The sequence below is a fragment of the Nibrella saemangeumensis genome (assembly GCF_039541915.1).
In the GTDB taxonomy this organism is placed as follows: Bacteria; Bacteroidota; Bacteroidia; order Cytophagales; family Spirosomataceae; genus Nibrella; species Nibrella saemangeumensis.
Window position 1 is genome coordinate 100,825 of sequence record NZ_BAABHD010000032.1, and the last position, 16,200, is coordinate 117,024.

Annotated in this window: 13 protein-coding genes; 4 read left to right on the forward strand and 9 right to left on the reverse strand. The window is 54.5% G+C overall.

Annotated features, from left to right (window positions below):
- Nucleotides 1-44: 44 nt before the first annotated feature.
- Nucleotides 45-704 carry a TetR/AcrR family transcriptional regulator gene (locus tag ABD949_RS17075; protein ID WP_345245118.1) on the reverse strand — a complete coding sequence of 220 codons (660 nt, stop codon included), beginning with the start codon at nucleotides 702-704 and terminating at the stop codon, nucleotides 45-47.
- Nucleotides 705-821: 117 nt separating this feature from the next.
- Nucleotides 822-1,265, reverse strand: coding sequence for a WapI family immunity protein (locus ABD949_RS17080; RefSeq protein WP_345245120.1), 444 nt, complete (start codon nucleotides 1,263-1,265; stop codon nucleotides 822-824).
- A gap of 200 nt (nucleotides 1,266-1,465) precedes the next feature.
- On the opposite strand from ABD949_RS17080, the gene ABD949_RS17085 reads away from it, so the two are divergent.
- The gene (locus tag ABD949_RS17085; protein ID WP_345245122.1) at nucleotides 1,466-2,674 is read left to right on the forward strand and encodes a saccharopine dehydrogenase family protein; all 1,209 of its coding nucleotides are present in this window, start codon (nucleotides 1,466-1,468) and stop codon (nucleotides 2,672-2,674) included.
- A 39-nt stretch (nucleotides 2,675-2,713) separates the two neighbouring features.
- On the opposite strand, the gene ABD949_RS17090 is transcribed toward ABD949_RS17085, so the two are convergent.
- The 6 genes from ABD949_RS17090 to ABD949_RS17115 all read right to left on the reverse strand — a co-directional run bounded on the left by ABD949_RS17090 (nucleotide 2,714) and on the right by ABD949_RS17115 (nucleotide 11,254).
- Entirely contained in the window at nucleotides 2,714-3,280 is a 567-nt protein-coding gene (locus tag ABD949_RS17090) for a hypothetical protein (protein ID WP_345245124.1), read from the reverse strand.
- 43 nt (nucleotides 3,281-3,323) lie between these two features.
- On the reverse strand, nucleotides 3,324-4,940 hold the full coding sequence (locus ABD949_RS17095; RefSeq protein ID WP_345245126.1) for a SusD/RagB family nutrient-binding outer membrane lipoprotein: 1,617 nt from the start codon (nucleotides 4,938-4,940) through the stop codon (nucleotides 3,324-3,326).
- A gap of 24 nt (nucleotides 4,941-4,964) precedes the next feature.
- Entirely contained in the window at nucleotides 4,965-8,270 is a 3,306-nt protein-coding gene (locus ABD949_RS17100) for a SusC/RagA family TonB-linked outer membrane protein (RefSeq protein WP_345245128.1), read from the reverse strand.
- 184 nt (nucleotides 8,271-8,454) lie between these two features.
- Nucleotides 8,455-9,252: a LytR/AlgR family response regulator transcription factor gene (locus tag ABD949_RS17105; RefSeq protein ID WP_345245131.1), complete on the reverse strand. Its 798-nt coding sequence runs from the start codon at nucleotides 9,250-9,252 to the stop codon at nucleotides 8,455-8,457.
- 125 nt (nucleotides 9,253-9,377) lie between these two features.
- Nucleotides 9,378-10,424, reverse strand: coding sequence for a sensor histidine kinase (locus ABD949_RS17110; RefSeq protein WP_345245133.1), 1,047 nt, complete (start codon nucleotides 10,422-10,424; stop codon nucleotides 9,378-9,380).
- 32 nt (nucleotides 10,425-10,456) lie between these two features.
- Nucleotides 10,457-11,254, reverse strand: coding sequence for a sensor histidine kinase (locus tag ABD949_RS17115; protein WP_345245135.1), 798 nt, complete (start codon nucleotides 11,252-11,254; stop codon nucleotides 10,457-10,459).
- A gap of 297 nt (nucleotides 11,255-11,551) precedes the next feature.
- Here ABD949_RS17115 and ABD949_RS17120 point away from each other — a divergent pair, with 297 nt between their 5' ends.
- The 3 genes from ABD949_RS17120 to amaB are packed head-to-tail and all read left to right on the forward strand — an operon-like array spanning nucleotide 11,552 to nucleotide 15,103.
- Nucleotides 11,552-12,319 carry a hypothetical protein gene (locus ABD949_RS17120; RefSeq protein WP_345245137.1) on the forward strand — a complete coding sequence of 256 codons (768 nt, stop codon included), beginning with the start codon at nucleotides 11,552-11,554 and terminating at the stop codon, nucleotides 12,317-12,319.
- 34 nt (nucleotides 12,320-12,353) lie between these two features.
- Nucleotides 12,354-13,568: a carboxynorspermidine decarboxylase gene (gene nspC / locus ABD949_RS17125; protein ID WP_345245139.1), complete on the forward strand. Its 1,215-nt coding sequence runs from the start codon at nucleotides 12,354-12,356 to the stop codon at nucleotides 13,566-13,568.
- A gap of 11 nt (nucleotides 13,569-13,579) precedes the next feature.
- Nucleotides 13,580-15,103: an L-piperidine-6-carboxylate dehydrogenase gene (gene amaB / locus ABD949_RS17130; RefSeq protein WP_345245141.1), complete on the forward strand. Its 1,524-nt coding sequence runs from the start codon at nucleotides 13,580-13,582 to the stop codon at nucleotides 15,101-15,103.
- An 89-nt stretch (nucleotides 15,104-15,192) separates the two neighbouring features.
- Here the strand turns inward: amaB and ABD949_RS17135 are convergent, their stop codons facing one another.
- Nucleotides 15,193-16,200 (reverse strand): aldose 1-epimerase, encoded by a 1,008-nt coding sequence (locus ABD949_RS17135; protein WP_345245143.1) that lies wholly within the window; start codon nucleotides 16,198-16,200, stop codon nucleotides 15,193-15,195.

Genomic DNA, 16,200 nt, shown 5'->3' on the forward strand with positions numbered 1-16,200 from the left:
AATAATCAGCGGGCGGGTTTTACTTCGCCCGCTGATCCTGGTTATCAGGATTGGGGTTGTTCCTCGTGCTTTTTTTGGTTCTCAACCTCCATGGCGAGGTTCAGGCCGGAATAAATCCGTTTGATGGCTTTTTCCATGCGTTGCCAGCCTTCTTCCGATTTCAGGTTAATGTCCATAATCTGGTCGCGCTGCTCGCTCATCAGGACCAGCAGCGTAATGCCCGAAATCATCAGGGTGGCAATCGCTACCGGGTCGTACTCCGGATAGGGAGCCAGTTTATTAATCAGTTTCCGGTACGATTCTTCCCGAAAAGCCGCCAACCGTTGCGCCAGGTCGCTATCGGCATGCGCCATCTCCCAGCGAATCAGCTCCTGTGAGGGTTTCCGGCTTTTAAATTCCCGCATCAGCTGAATTACATACTCCGACCAGACTTTCCCCCGTACATCGGGGTTAAGGGTATCGGGCACAGACTCCATGAACTTTTCGTTGAACATCGACAGGAAAAAGCCACGCTGCACATAGGCTTCCAGCAGCCCTTCCCATCCGCCGAAGTATCGGTATATCAGAACTTTGTTAACGCCGGCCCGTTCGGCTACGGCATTAATGCCGGCTTTCTGGGTGCCCCGCTCAGCCATTACTTCCCCCATAGCCCGCAAAATGCGCTCCATGGTCATGTTTCGATTTCGACGCTTAATTTGTCTCATTAGGTTAGATTATAATTGGTTAGGAGAATAGGACGGCATATACCAGGGCTTCTGGATTGCCCAAAAGCCCTTACGATACAAATATGGTAAAAACTGTCATGTTACCAAACGGTAACTTCAAGGCCTGACCGGAAATATTTCCGCCTGCGATTTTAGTTGGTGAATCGCATCGGAAATTTGGGCTGCTGTCACGACTATGGGTAGCCAGAAGGGCTGTTGCGGATTTTGATGCCAGTCGGGAGTCGCTTCCTGCGCCATCTTGATCTGAAGCAGAAATTCGTTGGCACTGGCCGAGAGGCATTCGAAGGCGAGGCAGGGTTCGCTGAAAGCCAGCCGCGGTGCCATCCGGCCGGTATCCCGGAGTTGCCGGAGCCAGTTGATGAGTGCATCAAGCTCCCAGGTCAGCAGCAGGGGAGCCGTTTTGGCGGTCTGGTTTTTATGCCAGCCGGCCCGGAAACCGATCAGCAGCAGATTGCGGTCGGTACGATATGCCGTGCTGGCCGGGTATTCATAATCGAGCACATTCAACTCAAAAAAGCTACGTGAACCGGCCAGACGCATGTTGGTAAAGGAGATTATGACGGATAGAGCCTCACAAATGTATCGCTTTGGCTGACATTCGGCTGCGCTCTATTTCCTATTTCAAACTTAAGAGCCCCGCTATAGGTTTTGAAATGAGGACATTTTATAAAGCAGAATCAGGCCGAAGGGCTATCTTTGCGGCCATTATTGACTAACACCTCAACCAAACGAAACAACCTATGGCAAAAGTGCTTATCATCGGGGCCGGGGGAGTCGGCAGTGTTGTCGCGCATAAGTGCGCCATGAACAGCGACGTCTTTACGGACATTATGCTGGCCAGCCGGACCAAAGCCAAATGCGATAAAATAGCGGCTGAGATTCAGGAAATGCATGGTGTCTCTATCCGGACGGCGCAGGTCGATGCCGATGTCGTGGCCGAGATGGTGATGCTCATCAAGCAGTTCGGGCCGGAACTGGTCATCAACGTGGCCCTGCCATACCAGGACCTGCCTATTATGGATGCCTGTCTGGAAACGGGTGTTCACTACCTGGACACAGCCAATTACGAGCCGAAAGACGTGGCAAAATTTGAGTATAGCTGGCAGTGGGCTTACAAAGAGCGGTTTGAAAAAGCCGGCATTATGGCCCTGCTGGGCTGCGGCTTCGACCCCGGTGCCACGCAGGTATTTACCGCGTATGCCGCCAAGCATCATTTCGATGAGATGCATTACCTGGATATCATCGACTGCAACGCCGGTAACCACGGCAAGGCATTTGCCACTAACTTCAATCCCGAAATCAACATCCGCGAAATAACCCAGCCCGGCCGCTATTGGGAGAATGGGGAGTGGGTTGAAATACCGGCTATGTCGATTCACAAGCCCATCGATTACCCGGAGATTGGCCCCAAGGAGTCATACGTGCTGTACCACGAAGAGTTGGAATCGCTGGTGAAGAACTTCCCGACCCTGAAGCGGGCGCGGTTCTGGATGACGTTCGGGCAGGAGTACCTGACCCACCTGCGGGTGCTGGAAAACGTGGGCATGACCCGCATCGACCCGGTGAAGTTCAACGGTATGGATATCGTCCCGCTGGAGTTTCTGAAGGCCGTACTACCCGCCCCCGACACGCTGGGCGAGAACTACACCGGTCAGACCTCCATCGGCTGCCAGATCAAGGGTATCAAAGACGGCCAGGACCAGACGTACTACATCTGGAACAACTGCGACCATGCTGAAACCTACAAAGAAGTTCGCGGTCAGGCAGTCAGCTACACCACCGGCGTACCGGCTATGATTGGCGCGATGCTGATGCTGAAAGGTATCTGGATGAAACCCGGCGTCTGGAACTGCGAAGAAATGGACCCCGACCCATTCATCGAGCAAATGAATAAACAGGGCCTGCCCGTGCAGGAGCAGGTAGGTGTGCCGCTGCCACACGAGTATTAACAAAAAAGAAGGGGCCGCTGAGCGGCCCTTCTTTTTTGTTTATTGCAGCACTACATCTAGTAAAGGAGTAAACGTCGTGCCTAATGGATTATTGATGATAGCCGGACCGGAGTTCAGCCAGGAGAAGACCCGCCCGTCCTTCATCGTCGCCACAAATCGCACACGCAACCGGTCATTGGCCTGGAGAGTAGCCGTGGTCCGTCCGCTTTTGGCGATCAGCTCCGAAACCGGAATCTGCTCTTTGCCGCCAAACGTGGTTATCGTCTTCACCAGGGTCCGTCCCGTAATGGGGGCGGTTGCGGCCGGTGTTTCAGTTGTGCTGCGTACGTGGCTGACGTAAGCATCCACCTTTTCGATCTCGTTTGCGTTCAGGCTTTCCGTCGTAAAGCTCATCGTTGCGCCCTGTGCCGTTGTCAGGGCGATGGGGAGCGTGGTGATATTAGCCGCCGTAACGGCGGTGGGCATCGGGTCCGGACGGGCTACAAAGTGTGCGCCGTTCTGAATGGTGGGCGTCGGTAATTTGTCTTCGTAGTTGCCACAGGCCATTACCCACACGGAAAGGATAATGACAGCCGATGCTGCTATTGATTTTATAAATTGGCTCATGCTTTTTGTTTCGTCAATAGTTTGTAAATCAGATAGTCCTTCTTTATGGCTGCCAGAATACCTTGGCCGTAGCGATCACCCGTTGGGCGGGCGCATTGGAATTCAGGTTCAGTTCCTCGGCCAGCGGATACGGGAAGGACACAGGGAACGCCCGGCTAACGGACGTGAACGGAATGGTATCTGCGTTCGGATCGTATAGCCTGGGGAAGCCGGTCCGGCGAACATCGTTGTATGATTCCAGCGCAAAACCGAAATTGGCGATCCACTTTTCGGTCATAATTAATTCCAGCTTACCAGTCGCATCGGCGGCCTCATACTTGCCCGTCACTGCATTGACGTAGGTGGTAATCGCAGCGGCCGGGATAGCCGGTGCACCGCCAATAGCGGCTGCGGCATTGACCTCGTTGAAGGCGGCTGTCACAGCATCCTGAAACAACTTTTTGGGATCCTCCTGCGTAATACCGGCTTGTGCCAGCTCAGCCCGGATGAACAGCAGGTTATAGTAAGGCAGAATACGCTGTAAGCCGTTGCCTGATGCAGAAGCGCCATTTACGCCAGTGGTCCCTACACCGTTACCGTCATCATAACGACCCCCGGCATAATACAGGCCGACAATTGTTGATGAAAACGACTGGTCGAAGCCCTGGTTGGGTCCCTGCGAAGAAAAGTAGATCGACAGGAAGTTACCGTTCCGGTACTCAACCGGATTCTGAGCGTTCGGGCGGGCGTTGGAGAGCTGATTGAAATAATAGTACGGAATGCGCGGGTCCTGAATGCCGGATAACGGATTCGTGCTAAAGAACGTGTTCGTGCCGGAAAGGATCTCGTGGAAGTACGGGCTTATGTAATTATCCCGGCCGCTGGTCGTGATGTTATAGTCTTCCCGGAATGCCGGATGGCGGTTATCCGGAGAGGCCGTACTGCCATACCGAAGGGAGAAACTCTGCGTCGGACCAATAAAATCGTTTTCGGCAATCAGCGCGTTGACCGGAGCGGAGACATTCTGTACCAGCCGAACCTGATTGTATAATTTCAGCTTCAGCGTTTTGGCAAACTTCCGCCAGGTTACCACGTTACCGCCATAAAACAGATCATCGGTGGTAGGATTGGCCGATGAGGTTTTGGCCAAGTTGGCAATGCCTTCGTCGATCATCGTGAACAACTGCGGGTAGATGTCCTGTCCCTTGTCAAACTTCGGAAACTGCACTTTGGTGGATGTACTGGCTTCGGAGAACGGGATATCACCCCAAACGTCAACCATGTAGCTGAACGCTAATGCTCTCAGAATCTGTGCGATGCCCACGTACGAGAATTGGTTGTTAGCCGTACCCTGCTCTTCAATAATGTTCAGGTTCTGGATGGCCCGGTAGAGGTTTGTCCAGGCCTGCGTGACGGCGAAATTGCCCGAGCCGGTAATCCCATACCCGTCGTTTTCGCTCCGCTGCGTTACCTGGTGGACAAATACTCCCGCCGGATTGGAAAGACCAGGAGGGCCGGAGCCGAGCGAGTTAGCGATATCCAGTTGGGCTGCGGTAAGGAGTTGGGCGCTGCTAACCTGGGTGGGGTTATTCGGGTCCCGGTTGATGTCCAGTGAGCAACTGCTGACAATCAGGGTAAAGACTGTCAAAGCCGCTAATTGGATAGCTTTTATCTTTTTCATGCGTGGAATCTGCTTTAGGGGAAATTAGAAACTCAGTTTTAGGTTAACGCCGAGACGACGAACGGATGGGGCCGCAAAAAAATCGATACCCTGTGTGTTGCCAGCACCAAAGGTGTTGACTTCCGGGTCGAAGTTGTGCGATTTGGGGAAATAGGGAGCCTTAAACCACAGGTTTCGGCCGGTGATGCTGACGTCGATTCCTCCAAACGGTGTTCTGGAGATCCAGTTGCGCGGCAGGGAATAGCCCAGCGACACCTCCCGCAGCCGAACAACCGTAGCGTCGAACATCGAAAATTCGGCCGGGGCATTAATGGCCAGTGCGCCACCGCCCTGCGCCTGGAACCACAGGTTGTTTTCCATCACCTGAACGGTATTGGGAATTACCTTGCCTTCGCCGTCGAGGAGGGGCTTGAGCGTATTCGGATCGCCAAGTACACCCGGTACTACCTTCGGAATTTCACGGTCTTCGGTGGCTTTGGTTACCCCGCGGCCCAGCAGGAACTGGTTGGTTTCTGAAAAGATCTGACCGCCATGCCGGTAGTCAACTACGGCCGAGAGTTGAATGCCTTTGTAGCTGAAGGTATTGGTAACGCCCAGGCTAAAGAGGGGGTTCGGATTCCCGATTATCCGCTGCGTCAGGTCTGGAATAGTCAAACCCGTATTACGGTCAATCAGCAGATTACCGTTTTCGTCGCGGGCAGCTACACCACCCCGCAGGGCGCCAAACCACTCGCCGGGCCGGGCAACCGGTGTTGGGCGGCCAGCACCCGTAAACAGGGCTCGCAGCACTACTTCTTCAACGCCTTCTGTCAGTTTCTCCACAATATTCCGGTTCTGCGTAAAGGCTGCATAGATATCCCACTTAAAACCACTCGACAGCTGAACCGGCGTTAGCGCTAAACCGATCTCAAAGCCTTTGTTGCTGATTTCGCCGAAGTTGGTCAGCAGCGAACTGTAGCCCGATGAGCGGGGCAGCGACCGGCGGGCGATGATGTCGGTACTTAATCGGTTGTAATACGTCAGGTCGAGCGAGGCCCGGCCGTTGAAAAACTCCAGATTCGTGCCGACCTCAAATTCATTGGTGAACTCCGGCTTCAGGTTGGGGTCGAATGCCGTTGCTGCTACCGAAGCTCCCGGTTGTCCGTTGAATGGATAATCGTTGTACCGGGTGGAGCCCTGTTGGTTAGAGCTCTCGCCAAGGTTGACGCGGAAGGTGTTGATGGTCGAATAAGGCGCGGCATCGCGTCCAACACGAGCGTAGCCGATCCGTATTTTACCGTTGGTCAGCACCGATGTTTTAGCCTGGAGGGCATCCAGGAACAGAAACGACAAACTACCGGAGTAATAAAAATAGCTTCGGTTGTTGGCCGGCAGGGTCGACGAACGGTCATTCCGCCCGGTCAGGTTCAGGAACAGATAATCCTTGTAACCCAGCGTAAGGTCGGTAAATACCCCAAATAGCCGCCGTTTGTCGATGGACGTATTACCCAGGTCGGGCGTAACGGTGGCCACATTGCTGACCTGGTCAATACCTCTTGTTACGATGCCCAGTCCATCAACCGCTGTTTGCTCCGTGCCGCGCTGGTTGAAGTTCCCACCTACAATAGCCCGCAGATTCAGATCCGGGGTGATATTGCGGGTAATATTAGCCAGCAGGTTATGATCGTGTTCCAAATAGGAAATGGCATCGAAGTCGAGGCTGCCAATGCCCTGGGCGCCGATCAGCGATCCCCTTGAAATGCGCTGGAACCGGTTGTCATTGTAGGTGTTGACACCGCCCTTATAGGTCAGGTTCAGCCAGTTCGTAATGTCGTACGACAAATTTCCACTGGCCGCAATGCGGTTGACCTTGCTGTTGGCGGTGCTGTTGGCTACCGACCAGTACGGGTTATCCGCCTGGCCGAAACCGAAGAAAAACAACTGGTTACCGGCCGGATCTTCGTAAGGCAGGTCTCCAATGGGCCAGTTGCGGGGCATCTGGAACATCCGCGACAGGGGCGATGTACCGTCGGCACCAAACAGGGGGCTGTCCTGCTCACTGCGGGTATAGGCTACGTTAGCCCCAACAGTCAGGCCGTTTTCCAGCGTGCTGTTGCCACCCACACTGATGTTGGTGCGCTCAAAGGTGGAGCCGGGAAAGAAGCTTTTCTGGTCGGTACGCGACAACACCGCCGTCATGCTGGCTTTGGGACCGCCACCGCTGACGGTAAGCGAGTGCTCCCACACATTTCCCTGCCGGAAGAAGTTCTTTACATTGTCGGGGTACGGCTGGTAGGCTACATTACCGCCGGGACGAAGGCCGTACTGAGCGGCCACCGTCGGGTACTGGTTGGCGAATGTGGCAAACGGCCCCGGCCATACGGGAATGGAATCTGTGCCGGATGTATTAGCCGTCCAGCCTCCGTTGGCGGCATAGGTCCGGCCCTGCCCAAACGCCGGACCCCACGTACCGTTGGCACTGGCGTATACCTGCTGTGAACCAGCCCCGTATTTATTCTGGAAATCGGGATAGCTGGCGATATTCTCGGTTGCATATCCCATGTTGTACGTTATCTCCAGGCCTTTCTTCGACATGCGGCTGCTGCCTGATTTGGTGGTGATCACGATTACCCCGTTGGCAGCCCGCGTTCCATACAGTGCAGCAGCAGCGGCTCCCTTCAGGACGGTCATCGAGGCAATATTATTGGGGTCCAGGTCAGCTATCCGGCTACCCACCGCCCCGCTGGCGTTCCTAAATGAACCTGTCTCGTTCAGATCATTACTGAATGGAATACCGTCGACTACGAAAAGAGGCTGGTTAGCTCCCAGAAACGAGTTGGCTCCCCGAATGGTAATGCGGGATGAACTGCCGGCAATACCGCCGGAACCGGAAATCTGAACGCCTGGTACTTTGCCCTGCATGGCTCGCAATACATCGGGTTCCGACTTTTGAACCAGTTTGTCGGAAGATACCCGCTCAACGGCGTATCCCAGCGACCGGTTGCTCCGTTCGATACCCACTGCAGTGACGACCACTTCGCCCAACTGTTTGGCGTCACTATTTAAGGCTACATTGATGGAAGACTGGTTGCCTACAGCAACCTCGCGGGGCGACATGCCCACAAAACTGAAAACGAGCGTGGTACCCTCCGGCACCACGAGTCGGTATGTTCCCTCGGCGTCGGTGGAGGTTCCCCGCGTGGTACCTTTGATGGAAACGTTTGCGCCTGGGATGGCCTGGCCATCGTCGGCACTGGTCACCCGACCGGTCACTGTTCTTTCCTGAGCCTGGGCTACCCACGAGAGCGTAAGCAGCCAAACCCCCATCGTCATTCGTAAAAAGACGTTCATGAAAAAATGGTGTTTAGTAAAAAGTTAGGACATACTGTAGTGGAATTGAATCATACTACGCATCGCATACAAGGATGCCGGGTAAAGACACGACCAGTTACATGAGCGTTGCAGCCTTTTTACCTTTTCACCAAAAAAAAGAAGGCTCCCGGTTAGAGAGCCTTCTTTTTTGTTTCAAACTTTATTACTTTCCCATCCACCGCTTGAAGTCGCTGGCGCGTTCGCGGCTGACGATAACTTCTTCTTCGGAAGATGGCTTGACGCTGATCTTCAGTTTGTTATTAAAATACGGGTGTATCTGTTGTACGGAATGGATGTCGAGGATGAACTGCCGGTTGGCGCGGAAGAACTGCGCCGGGTCGAGCATCTTCTCCAGTTCGTCGAGGGTGTAGTCGACCGGAAACTTCTGGTTACTGCGGGTCTTGAACAGGCTGACGCCCTCTTCTGAATAAAAGTAGGCAATGTCTGACACCTCAACGGGTACCCACTGCTGCACGTGCTTTACCAGGAACCGCTTGCGGTATTCGGTGGGCTGTACCTGCTGGCGGAGCTGCTGCACCAGGGCATCGATGGCCATTCGGTCCAGGCCTGGCTCAGCCGGTTCGGCCGGGCCGCTGTCGGGCTGGCTCTGCAGCCGGCGGTGCTTGGCCAGACTAGCCTCCAGTTCGTTTCGCTTGATAGGCTTCAGCAGGTAATCGATGCTGTTGACCTTAAAAGCCCGCAGGGCATATTCGTCGTAGGAAGTCGTGAAGATAACCGGAGACTCAACGGTCGTCTGTTCGAAGATTTCAAAGCTTTGGCCATCAGCCAGTTCAATATCCATCAGGATCAGGTCGGGTGCCGGATTGGACTGCAGCCACGATACCGAAGCCCGGACACTGGCAGCCGTTCCCACAATATGGATACTGTCGTCCACCTCCTGCAGGAGCTTGCTCAGTTTACGGACGGCCAGTTCTTCATCTTCTATCAACAATACATTCATGACAACGGATACTATTAAATGTTGTTACAATATCGCGACGGATGGGGGATCCGCCAAACAATTTCGCCGGTGAACCGACATAAACCCGCCATGAAACGGATAATCTGCCGTTGAACCGGTAAAACTCACGGGTGAACCGATCCGTTGTGCGGAAGGATCAGGGGCAATGTCACCGAAAAATAAGCGTCGACTTCTTCAATGGTCGGGTTTGGCTGGGCCAGCAGCCGGTATTTCGATGCGATATTCGACAGCCCCACCTGGTTTGACTCCACACGCAGCGACCGTCGCTGCAGGTTGTTGCTAATGACCAGACGCCCGTCGGCTGTGGAACGGATCGAGATGTGCAGCGGTTGTTCGGTCAGAATAACATTGTGTTTTACGGCATTTTCGATCAGCATCTGCAGGGTAAGGGGCGGGAGCATCGTATCCTGGTGCTCTTCCAGAACGGCCACTTCCAGGGCCAGTCCGGTGCCGTAGCGGGTTTTGAGCAGGTTGAAGTAGGAATGGGTGAACGCCAGCTCGGTACGCAGCGTGGTTAGCTCCCGCTCATTGGTTTGCAGCAGGTAGCGGTACACCGTGCTCATTTCTTCGACAAACTCTTCGGCGCGGCTGGGGTTTTCCGCAATCAGCGCCGACAGCGTGTTCAGGCTGTTGAATAGAAAGTGGGGGTTCACCTGGCTTTTCAGCGTATCGAAGCGGGCCCGCCACTGGGTTTTCAACAGTTGTTCCTTTTCCTCGTAGGTCTGCTGCCATTGCCGAAAGAGGTAGATACCCTCGTAAACGGTGATGTATACACAATTATAAAAAAGCATAACGCCGGCAGTGTACGTGTAATCCAGCAGGCCGGGCCAGAGGGGCTGGTCACGCAGAACCGCCTGTAGGCCAATGCGCAGAAATACCGAGAAGTTGACCAGCAGGGGGAGGATCAGCAGCAGCATCAGCAGCCTGGTTTGGGTGCGCTGCAGCCCCGGTACCTTTTTTTGAACGGTCATGACCGCCCAGCGGCCTACCTGCCAGCAGATGAAACCAGCCAGCAAGGCAATGACATCGAACAGGATGATGTCGGGTAACTCCAGTTCAAAGTAAATATTTATTCTGAAGAAGATCGTACCGAACAAAAAAAGGACCAGCGGTCCGATTGTCCGTAGTTTTACATCCGCTGAAACGCTCATACCTGCCGATTGGCTGCCGTTCCTTAAAAATACTAAATAGTACCGGATTTTTGCAACAGAGGCAGCTGAACGGTAAACGATTGCCCGTTGTCGGAGATGGCCGGTTGGGGCAGGTGAAGCAGTCGGAAGCGGGAAGAAATATTGTCGAGCCCTACCTGAAGCGTGTTGGCTTTCAGCGGTTTTCGCTGGATGTTGTTGCAAACCACCAACTGACCATCTGCGGTGGCGTTGATGGTAATAAGCAGGGGCTGTTCGGCCAGGATAATGTTGTGCCGGATGGCGTTCTCCACCAGGATATGCAGCGTCAGCGGGGGCAGCAGGGTATCCAGGTGACGGTCGTCTACGTCAATGCTAAAATCGATGGCGTTGCCGTAGCGGGTTTTCATCAGCGAAAAATAAGCCCGGATAAAGGTCAGTTCGGTGCGCAGCGTCATCAGGTCACAGGCATGCGACTGGAGCATATACCGGTATACCGTCGATAGTTCGTCCAGAAAATTCTCCGCCTTCGTTTTATCCTCGGCAATCAGCACCGACAGCGAGTTGAGGCTGTTGAACAGAAAATGCGGATTGATATGCGTTTTCAGACAGTCGAACTGGCTTTGGAGGCTGACCTTCTTCAGGGCTTCATCTTCCCGGATGCGTTCCCCGTAAGCCTTCAGGGAACGTAATGCAAATTCACTGACCAGGACGAGAACTACTATGGCTGCCAGACTGGTAGCGGCATAAATACCCCAATGGTGCTGGTAGGTTTCGAGCCATAACAGGTTCAGCAGCAATACCGAAACGGGTATTCCAATGATGCGGGGCCATATGTTGTGTAAGGTTTTCAATGTAGGCGTAACTGCGTTTTTTCTCTTGGTAGGCCGGGGCCTGATTTGGCTCGCCGGCACATGGCCGGGCTCTTCCTGTTCTTAGTTTTGTTGTCACTGTCGGGCAGTGGTTTCGGTTACAAAGATGATCGATGGGCAGCCCGCGGCAAATGCTGATGAGGTTCAAGCGGCAACTTCGTTGGGTGAAGTGTAAAAAGCGTCTGTTGAAAGTCGGAGGCTATACGTCAGCTTTTTAGGATGGGCTTTACCGATTTAGTACAAAATGGCGTTATTTGCTGAAGGTAACATGGATAGACAATGAAACAGGTAATCACTACGGCATCGCTGCTGCTCATGGTGCTGACGGTATGGGCCCAGACTACGCCGAAAGGCAAAGACGACAAACAGAAAGAAACAAACCCGGAGCCGGTAGAGAGCGCCGAAGCCTTTCGGGTGCGGAACATGATGCTGCTTTCTACGGATAACAACATTATGCCGACCGTAGACACCCGGTACGAAGGGCTACAGGGCACGCCTTATTTTATACCAAACTGGTCGAGGGGGCAGGTGGATCTAACCAACGGGACCCACCAGACCAACGTGCCGCTCAAGTTTGATGCGCACCGGCAAAGCCTGCTGATCCTGCGGGAAAAAATGCGCGACTCCATCATCGTAAACCCGAACCAGATCAAGGCGTTTACCATCATGGATGCCGACGGGAACGGTTACCTGTTTAAGCGCTACACGGGTCTCACCGGCGACAAACAACTCAGCGAAGGCTATTTCATGGTGCTGTATGAGGGGAAAAATGCGATGCTGAAGCGGGTTAATAAACTCTTCAAGAAAGCCGATTTCAAAGGTGGTTATTCGGCCGACATCCGCTACGATTCCTACACCGATGATGTGTCCTTCTACCTGCTCCGGCCCGACAAGAGCCTGGTGAAACTCAAAAAAAGCAAAAAAGCCGTGCTGGACGCGTTAAGCGACAAAAAGGCCGACGTGGCCCGCTTCATCGACGAAAAGAAACTGGATTTCAAATCCGAGTATGACCTGGCGCAGGTGGTGCAGTATTACGATAGTTTGTAACGTACCTTTGCCCCGTATTTGACGAAAACCATTGATGAATTATACACAGATTCCTTCACCATGTTACGTGCTGGAGGAAACCAAACTTCGCCGGAATTTAGAACTTATACGCTCGGTACAGGAGCAGGCCGGCGTGCAGATTATCCTGGCCCTGAAAGCGTTTTCGATGTTCAGCGTGTTTCCGCTGGTCAAAGAATACCTGTCGGGTGCCACGGCCAGTTCCCTCAACGAAATCAAGCTGGTCAATGATTATATGGGCGTCAAAGCTCACACCTACATACCGGCTTACCGCGATGATGAGTTCGACGAGGTTTTGCTCCGAAGCAGCCACATTACCTTCAACTCCTTCAGCCAGTGGGAGCGGTTCAGGGATCGGGTAAAGGCGCATGGGGCCAGGGGGCAGGGGGAAAACGATGCCGATACCCCTTCACCCCATGCCCCTGGCCCCACGCCCCATGCGCTAAACTCCACGACCATTTCCTGCGGTATCCGCGTAAATCCCCAGTACTCGGAGGTGGCTACGGATATGTATAATCCGTGCGTGCCGGGGTCGAGGCTGGGCGTGACGCGGGATCAGTTGCCCGACCAGTTGCCGGAGGGGCTGGAAGGTATCCATTTTCATACCCTTTGCGAGAATGATTCCTACACGCTGGAGCGGACGCTGGAAGCGCTGGAAAAGCACTTTGGCGATCTGCTGCACCAGGCTAAATGGGTGAATATGGGGGGCGGCCACCTGATGACCCGGCAGGGCTATAACACTGATCACCTGGTCGGTTTGCTGAAGGCGTTCCGGGAAAAGTACAATGTTGAGGTTATTCTGGAACCTGGCTCGGCTATTGCGTGGCAAACGGGTGTGCTGGTGTCTACCGTGCTGGACGTCATCGACAGTCAGGGTATCGATGTGGTTATTCTCGATACCTCCTTTGCCGCCCACATGCCTGATACGCTGGAAATGCCTTACAAACCCCGGGTCCTGAATGCTTACCAGGAGCCGGTTGCCGGTAAGCATACCTACCGGCTGGGGGGCATGACCTGTCTGGCCGGCGACTTCATCGGCGACTATTCCTTCGATGAACCGCTGCAGGTGGGTGATCGGGTAGTGTTTGATGACATGATTCATTACACCATGGTGAAAACGACAACGTTTAACGGCGTGAACCTGCCGTCGATCGGCATCTGGCAGGCCAATGATACCTTCCGGCTGGTACGCAGCTATGGCTACGACAGTTATAAAGATCGATTGAGTTAATTCAACAAGCTATGCACTCTATCCTTCCGTTACCCGTACAACCCGTAAAGCCCGGCACCAGTACCGGGCAGCACTTCTGGCATTCGACCGAGCGAACGCTGGATTCGTACTCACCCGTCGACGGTCAGCTTATTGCCAGGGTATACCTCTCCACCCGCGCCGATTACGACAAGGTAATTGATACGGCGCAGGAGGCCTTTCATCAGTGGCGATTGCTGCCCGCACCGAAGCGGGGCGACATCATCCGTCAGATGGGCGACCAGTTCCGGCAGTACAAGCGGGAGCTGGGTACGCTGGTCAGCTACGAGATGGGTAAATCGCTGCAGGAAGGCCTCGGCGAAGTGCAGGAGATGATCGATATCTGCGATTTTGCCCTGGGCCTGTCGCGGCAACTATACGGACTGACCATGCACTCCGAGCGGCCGGGCCACCGTATGTACGAGCAGTGGCATCCGCTGGGCGTTGTTGGGGTAATCTCGGCCTTTAACTTTCCGGTGGCGGTATGGTCCTGGAACGCCATGATTGCCTGGGTTTGCGGCAACGTCTGCGTCTGGAAGCCCTCCGAAAAAACACCGTTGACGGCCCTGGCCTGCCAGCAGATCATTTCCGAAGTGCTGCGCAACAACGATGTGCCGGAAGGGGTATCGTGCCTGGTAACCGGCGGCCGCGACGTAGGCGAATGGCTAAGCCGTGACCCCCGCGTGGCGCTGGTATCGGCTACGGGTTCTACCCGCATGGGCCGGGTCGTTGCCGCTAATGTGGCCGAACGGCTGGGACGTTCGCTGCTCGAACTGGGCGGCAACAACGCCATCATCGTGACCGAACATGCCGACCTGGACCTGGCCATCCCGGCTATTGTTTTTGGGGCTGTGGGTACGGCCGGTCAGCGCTGTACCACCACGCGCCGGTTAATTGTTCAGGAAAATATCTACGAAGAAGTGAAAAACCGGCTGGCAAAGGCGTACGCCCAGCTCCGGATCGGCAATCCGCTGGAAGAGACGATTCACGTGGGTCCGCTGATTGACAAACAGGCTGTCGCCGGGTATCAGTCGGCGGTGGACGAGATTCGGAGGAAAGGAGGGGGCTTTGTCGTAGAGCCGGGTGTATTGTCCGGTGACGACTATGACTCCGGCTGTTACGTAAAACCCTGCGTGGCCGAAGCCGATAATGCCTGGGATATTGTGCAGAAAGAGACCTTCGCGCCTATTCTGTACATCATGAAATACAGCACTCTTGATGAAGCCATTGCCATCCAGAACGGCGTGCCGCAGGGCTTATCATCGGCCATCTTTACCCTCAACCTCCGCGAAGCCGAGCACTTCCTGTCGGTGGCCGGCTCCGACTGCGGCATCGCCAATGTCAACATTGGTACCTCCGGCGCTGAGATTGGTGGCGCTTTTGGGGGCGAAAAAGAATCGGGTGGTGGCCGTGAATCCGGGTCCGATGCCTGGCGAGCCTATATGCGTCGGCAAACCAACACCATCAACTACGGCACCCAATTGCCACTGGCGCAGGGCATTAAGTTTGATTTGTAGTGTGCAGCGCACAGTAGGCAGTTCGCAGTAGGCAGACAAAAAAGCTGTAAAGTGCTCACTCCGGCTGCCTACTGAGAACTGTCCCACGCTCAGGCCAGCCACACCTTGATTGTCCCATCGGCCACTTCGTTCGGGGCCAGCACGATGAGCCCTTCCTGATTATTAAGGACGTTGACATTACCCGTCAGTGGTTCAATGGCAATCCGGTTGCGCGAGGGGGGCGTAAACACCACCAGGTAGTTAAACTTGCCGGGGCCGGTTTCCTGCCAGACGTGCAGACTGGCCTTATGTCTGGCCGACGACAGTACCGTTTCCGCCGAACCGACCTGATTGTCGAGGATGAATGCATTGTCCAGTTCACGCTCGTGCAGCCTGATCGGAGGGATTGTGGTTGTGCCCGCCTGACTGGTGCCGGAGAGATTGAAGGGTTCAATACCGTCGGGGAGCATATTCTCGTCAAAAACGACCGCCGTTTGTGAGGGGATGCGGATGGTGAGGTCATCAACAGGCTCGTCGTTGAACGTGAAATACGGGTGCCAGCCGAACGCCACCGGGCACGACCGGCTTAGGCTGAGGTTTTGTACCTGGTAGCGTACATAAAAGACGGAGGGTGAGCCAGGGGCGCTCTCCAGCGTATACGTAACCCGAAGCTCAAACGGAAACGGGTAGCCAGTGTACAAATCCTCGGCCGGCCCATGATGCAGGTAGCGTAACGTCAGCGAAGCGGCATGACCGGTAACCTGCTGGTCGAACAGTTCAAAAGGTTTACCAGCCACAAAACCGTGGATAGCATTGTCGCGGCTGGCCTCGTTCATGGGTAAGGTATAAGCTTCGCCCTCAAAAAGATAGATACCGTGCCGGATGCGGCTCGGGAACGGAAACAGCAGCGCACTGGCGTAGGTCTCATCCGCTACCAGCGCCTGTTCGGAGGCCGGTGCATCAATCAGGCTGATCAGTTCCTCGTCTTTGCGCAGCACCAGGCCCCGCACCATGGCACCGTGGGCCGGCACAACAACGGCGTACTCGCCTGTCTGGGTATTGTGAAGTACATACTCGACCAGCAGGCCGAACTCGCGATGGAAGATTTCGAAAGGCAT

Coding starts and splice junctions, on each gene's coding strand:
- ABD949_RS17075 (WP_345245118.1), bottom strand. CDS start 704: ATGAGACAAATTAAGCGTCGAAATCGAAACATGACCATGGAGCGCATT.
- ABD949_RS17080 (WP_345245120.1), bottom strand. CDS start 1,265: ATGCGTCTGGCCGGTTCACGTAGCTTTTTTGAGTTGAATGTGCTCGAT.
- ABD949_RS17085 (WP_345245122.1), top strand. CDS start 1,466: ATGGCAAAAGTGCTTATCATCGGGGCCGGGGGAGTCGGCAGTGTTGTC.
- ABD949_RS17090 (WP_345245124.1), bottom strand. CDS start 3,280: ATGAGCCAATTTATAAAATCAATAGCAGCATCGGCTGTCATTATCCTT.
- ABD949_RS17095 (WP_345245126.1), bottom strand. CDS start 4,940: ATGAAAAAGATAAAAGCTATCCAATTAGCGGCTTTGACAGTCTTTACC.
- ABD949_RS17100 (WP_345245128.1), bottom strand. CDS start 8,270: ATGAACGTCTTTTTACGAATGACGATGGGGGTTTGGCTGCTTACGCTC.
- ABD949_RS17105 (WP_345245131.1), bottom strand. CDS start 9,252: ATGAATGTATTGTTGATAGAAGATGAAGAACTGGCCGTCCGTAAACTG.
- ABD949_RS17110 (WP_345245133.1), bottom strand. CDS start 10,424: ATGAGCGTTTCAGCGGATGTAAAACTACGGACAATCGGACCGCTGGTC.
- ABD949_RS17120 (WP_345245137.1), top strand. CDS start 11,552: ATGAAACAGGTAATCACTACGGCATCGCTGCTGCTCATGGTGCTGACG.
- nspC (WP_345245139.1), top strand. CDS start 12,354: ATGAATTATACACAGATTCCTTCACCATGTTACGTGCTGGAGGAAACC.
- amaB (WP_345245141.1), top strand. CDS start 13,580: ATGCACTCTATCCTTCCGTTACCCGTACAACCCGTAAAGCCCGGCACC.
- ABD949_RS17135 (WP_345245143.1), bottom strand. CDS start 16,200: ATGCCTTTCGAAATCTTCCATCGCGAGTTCGGCCTGCTGGTCGAGTAT.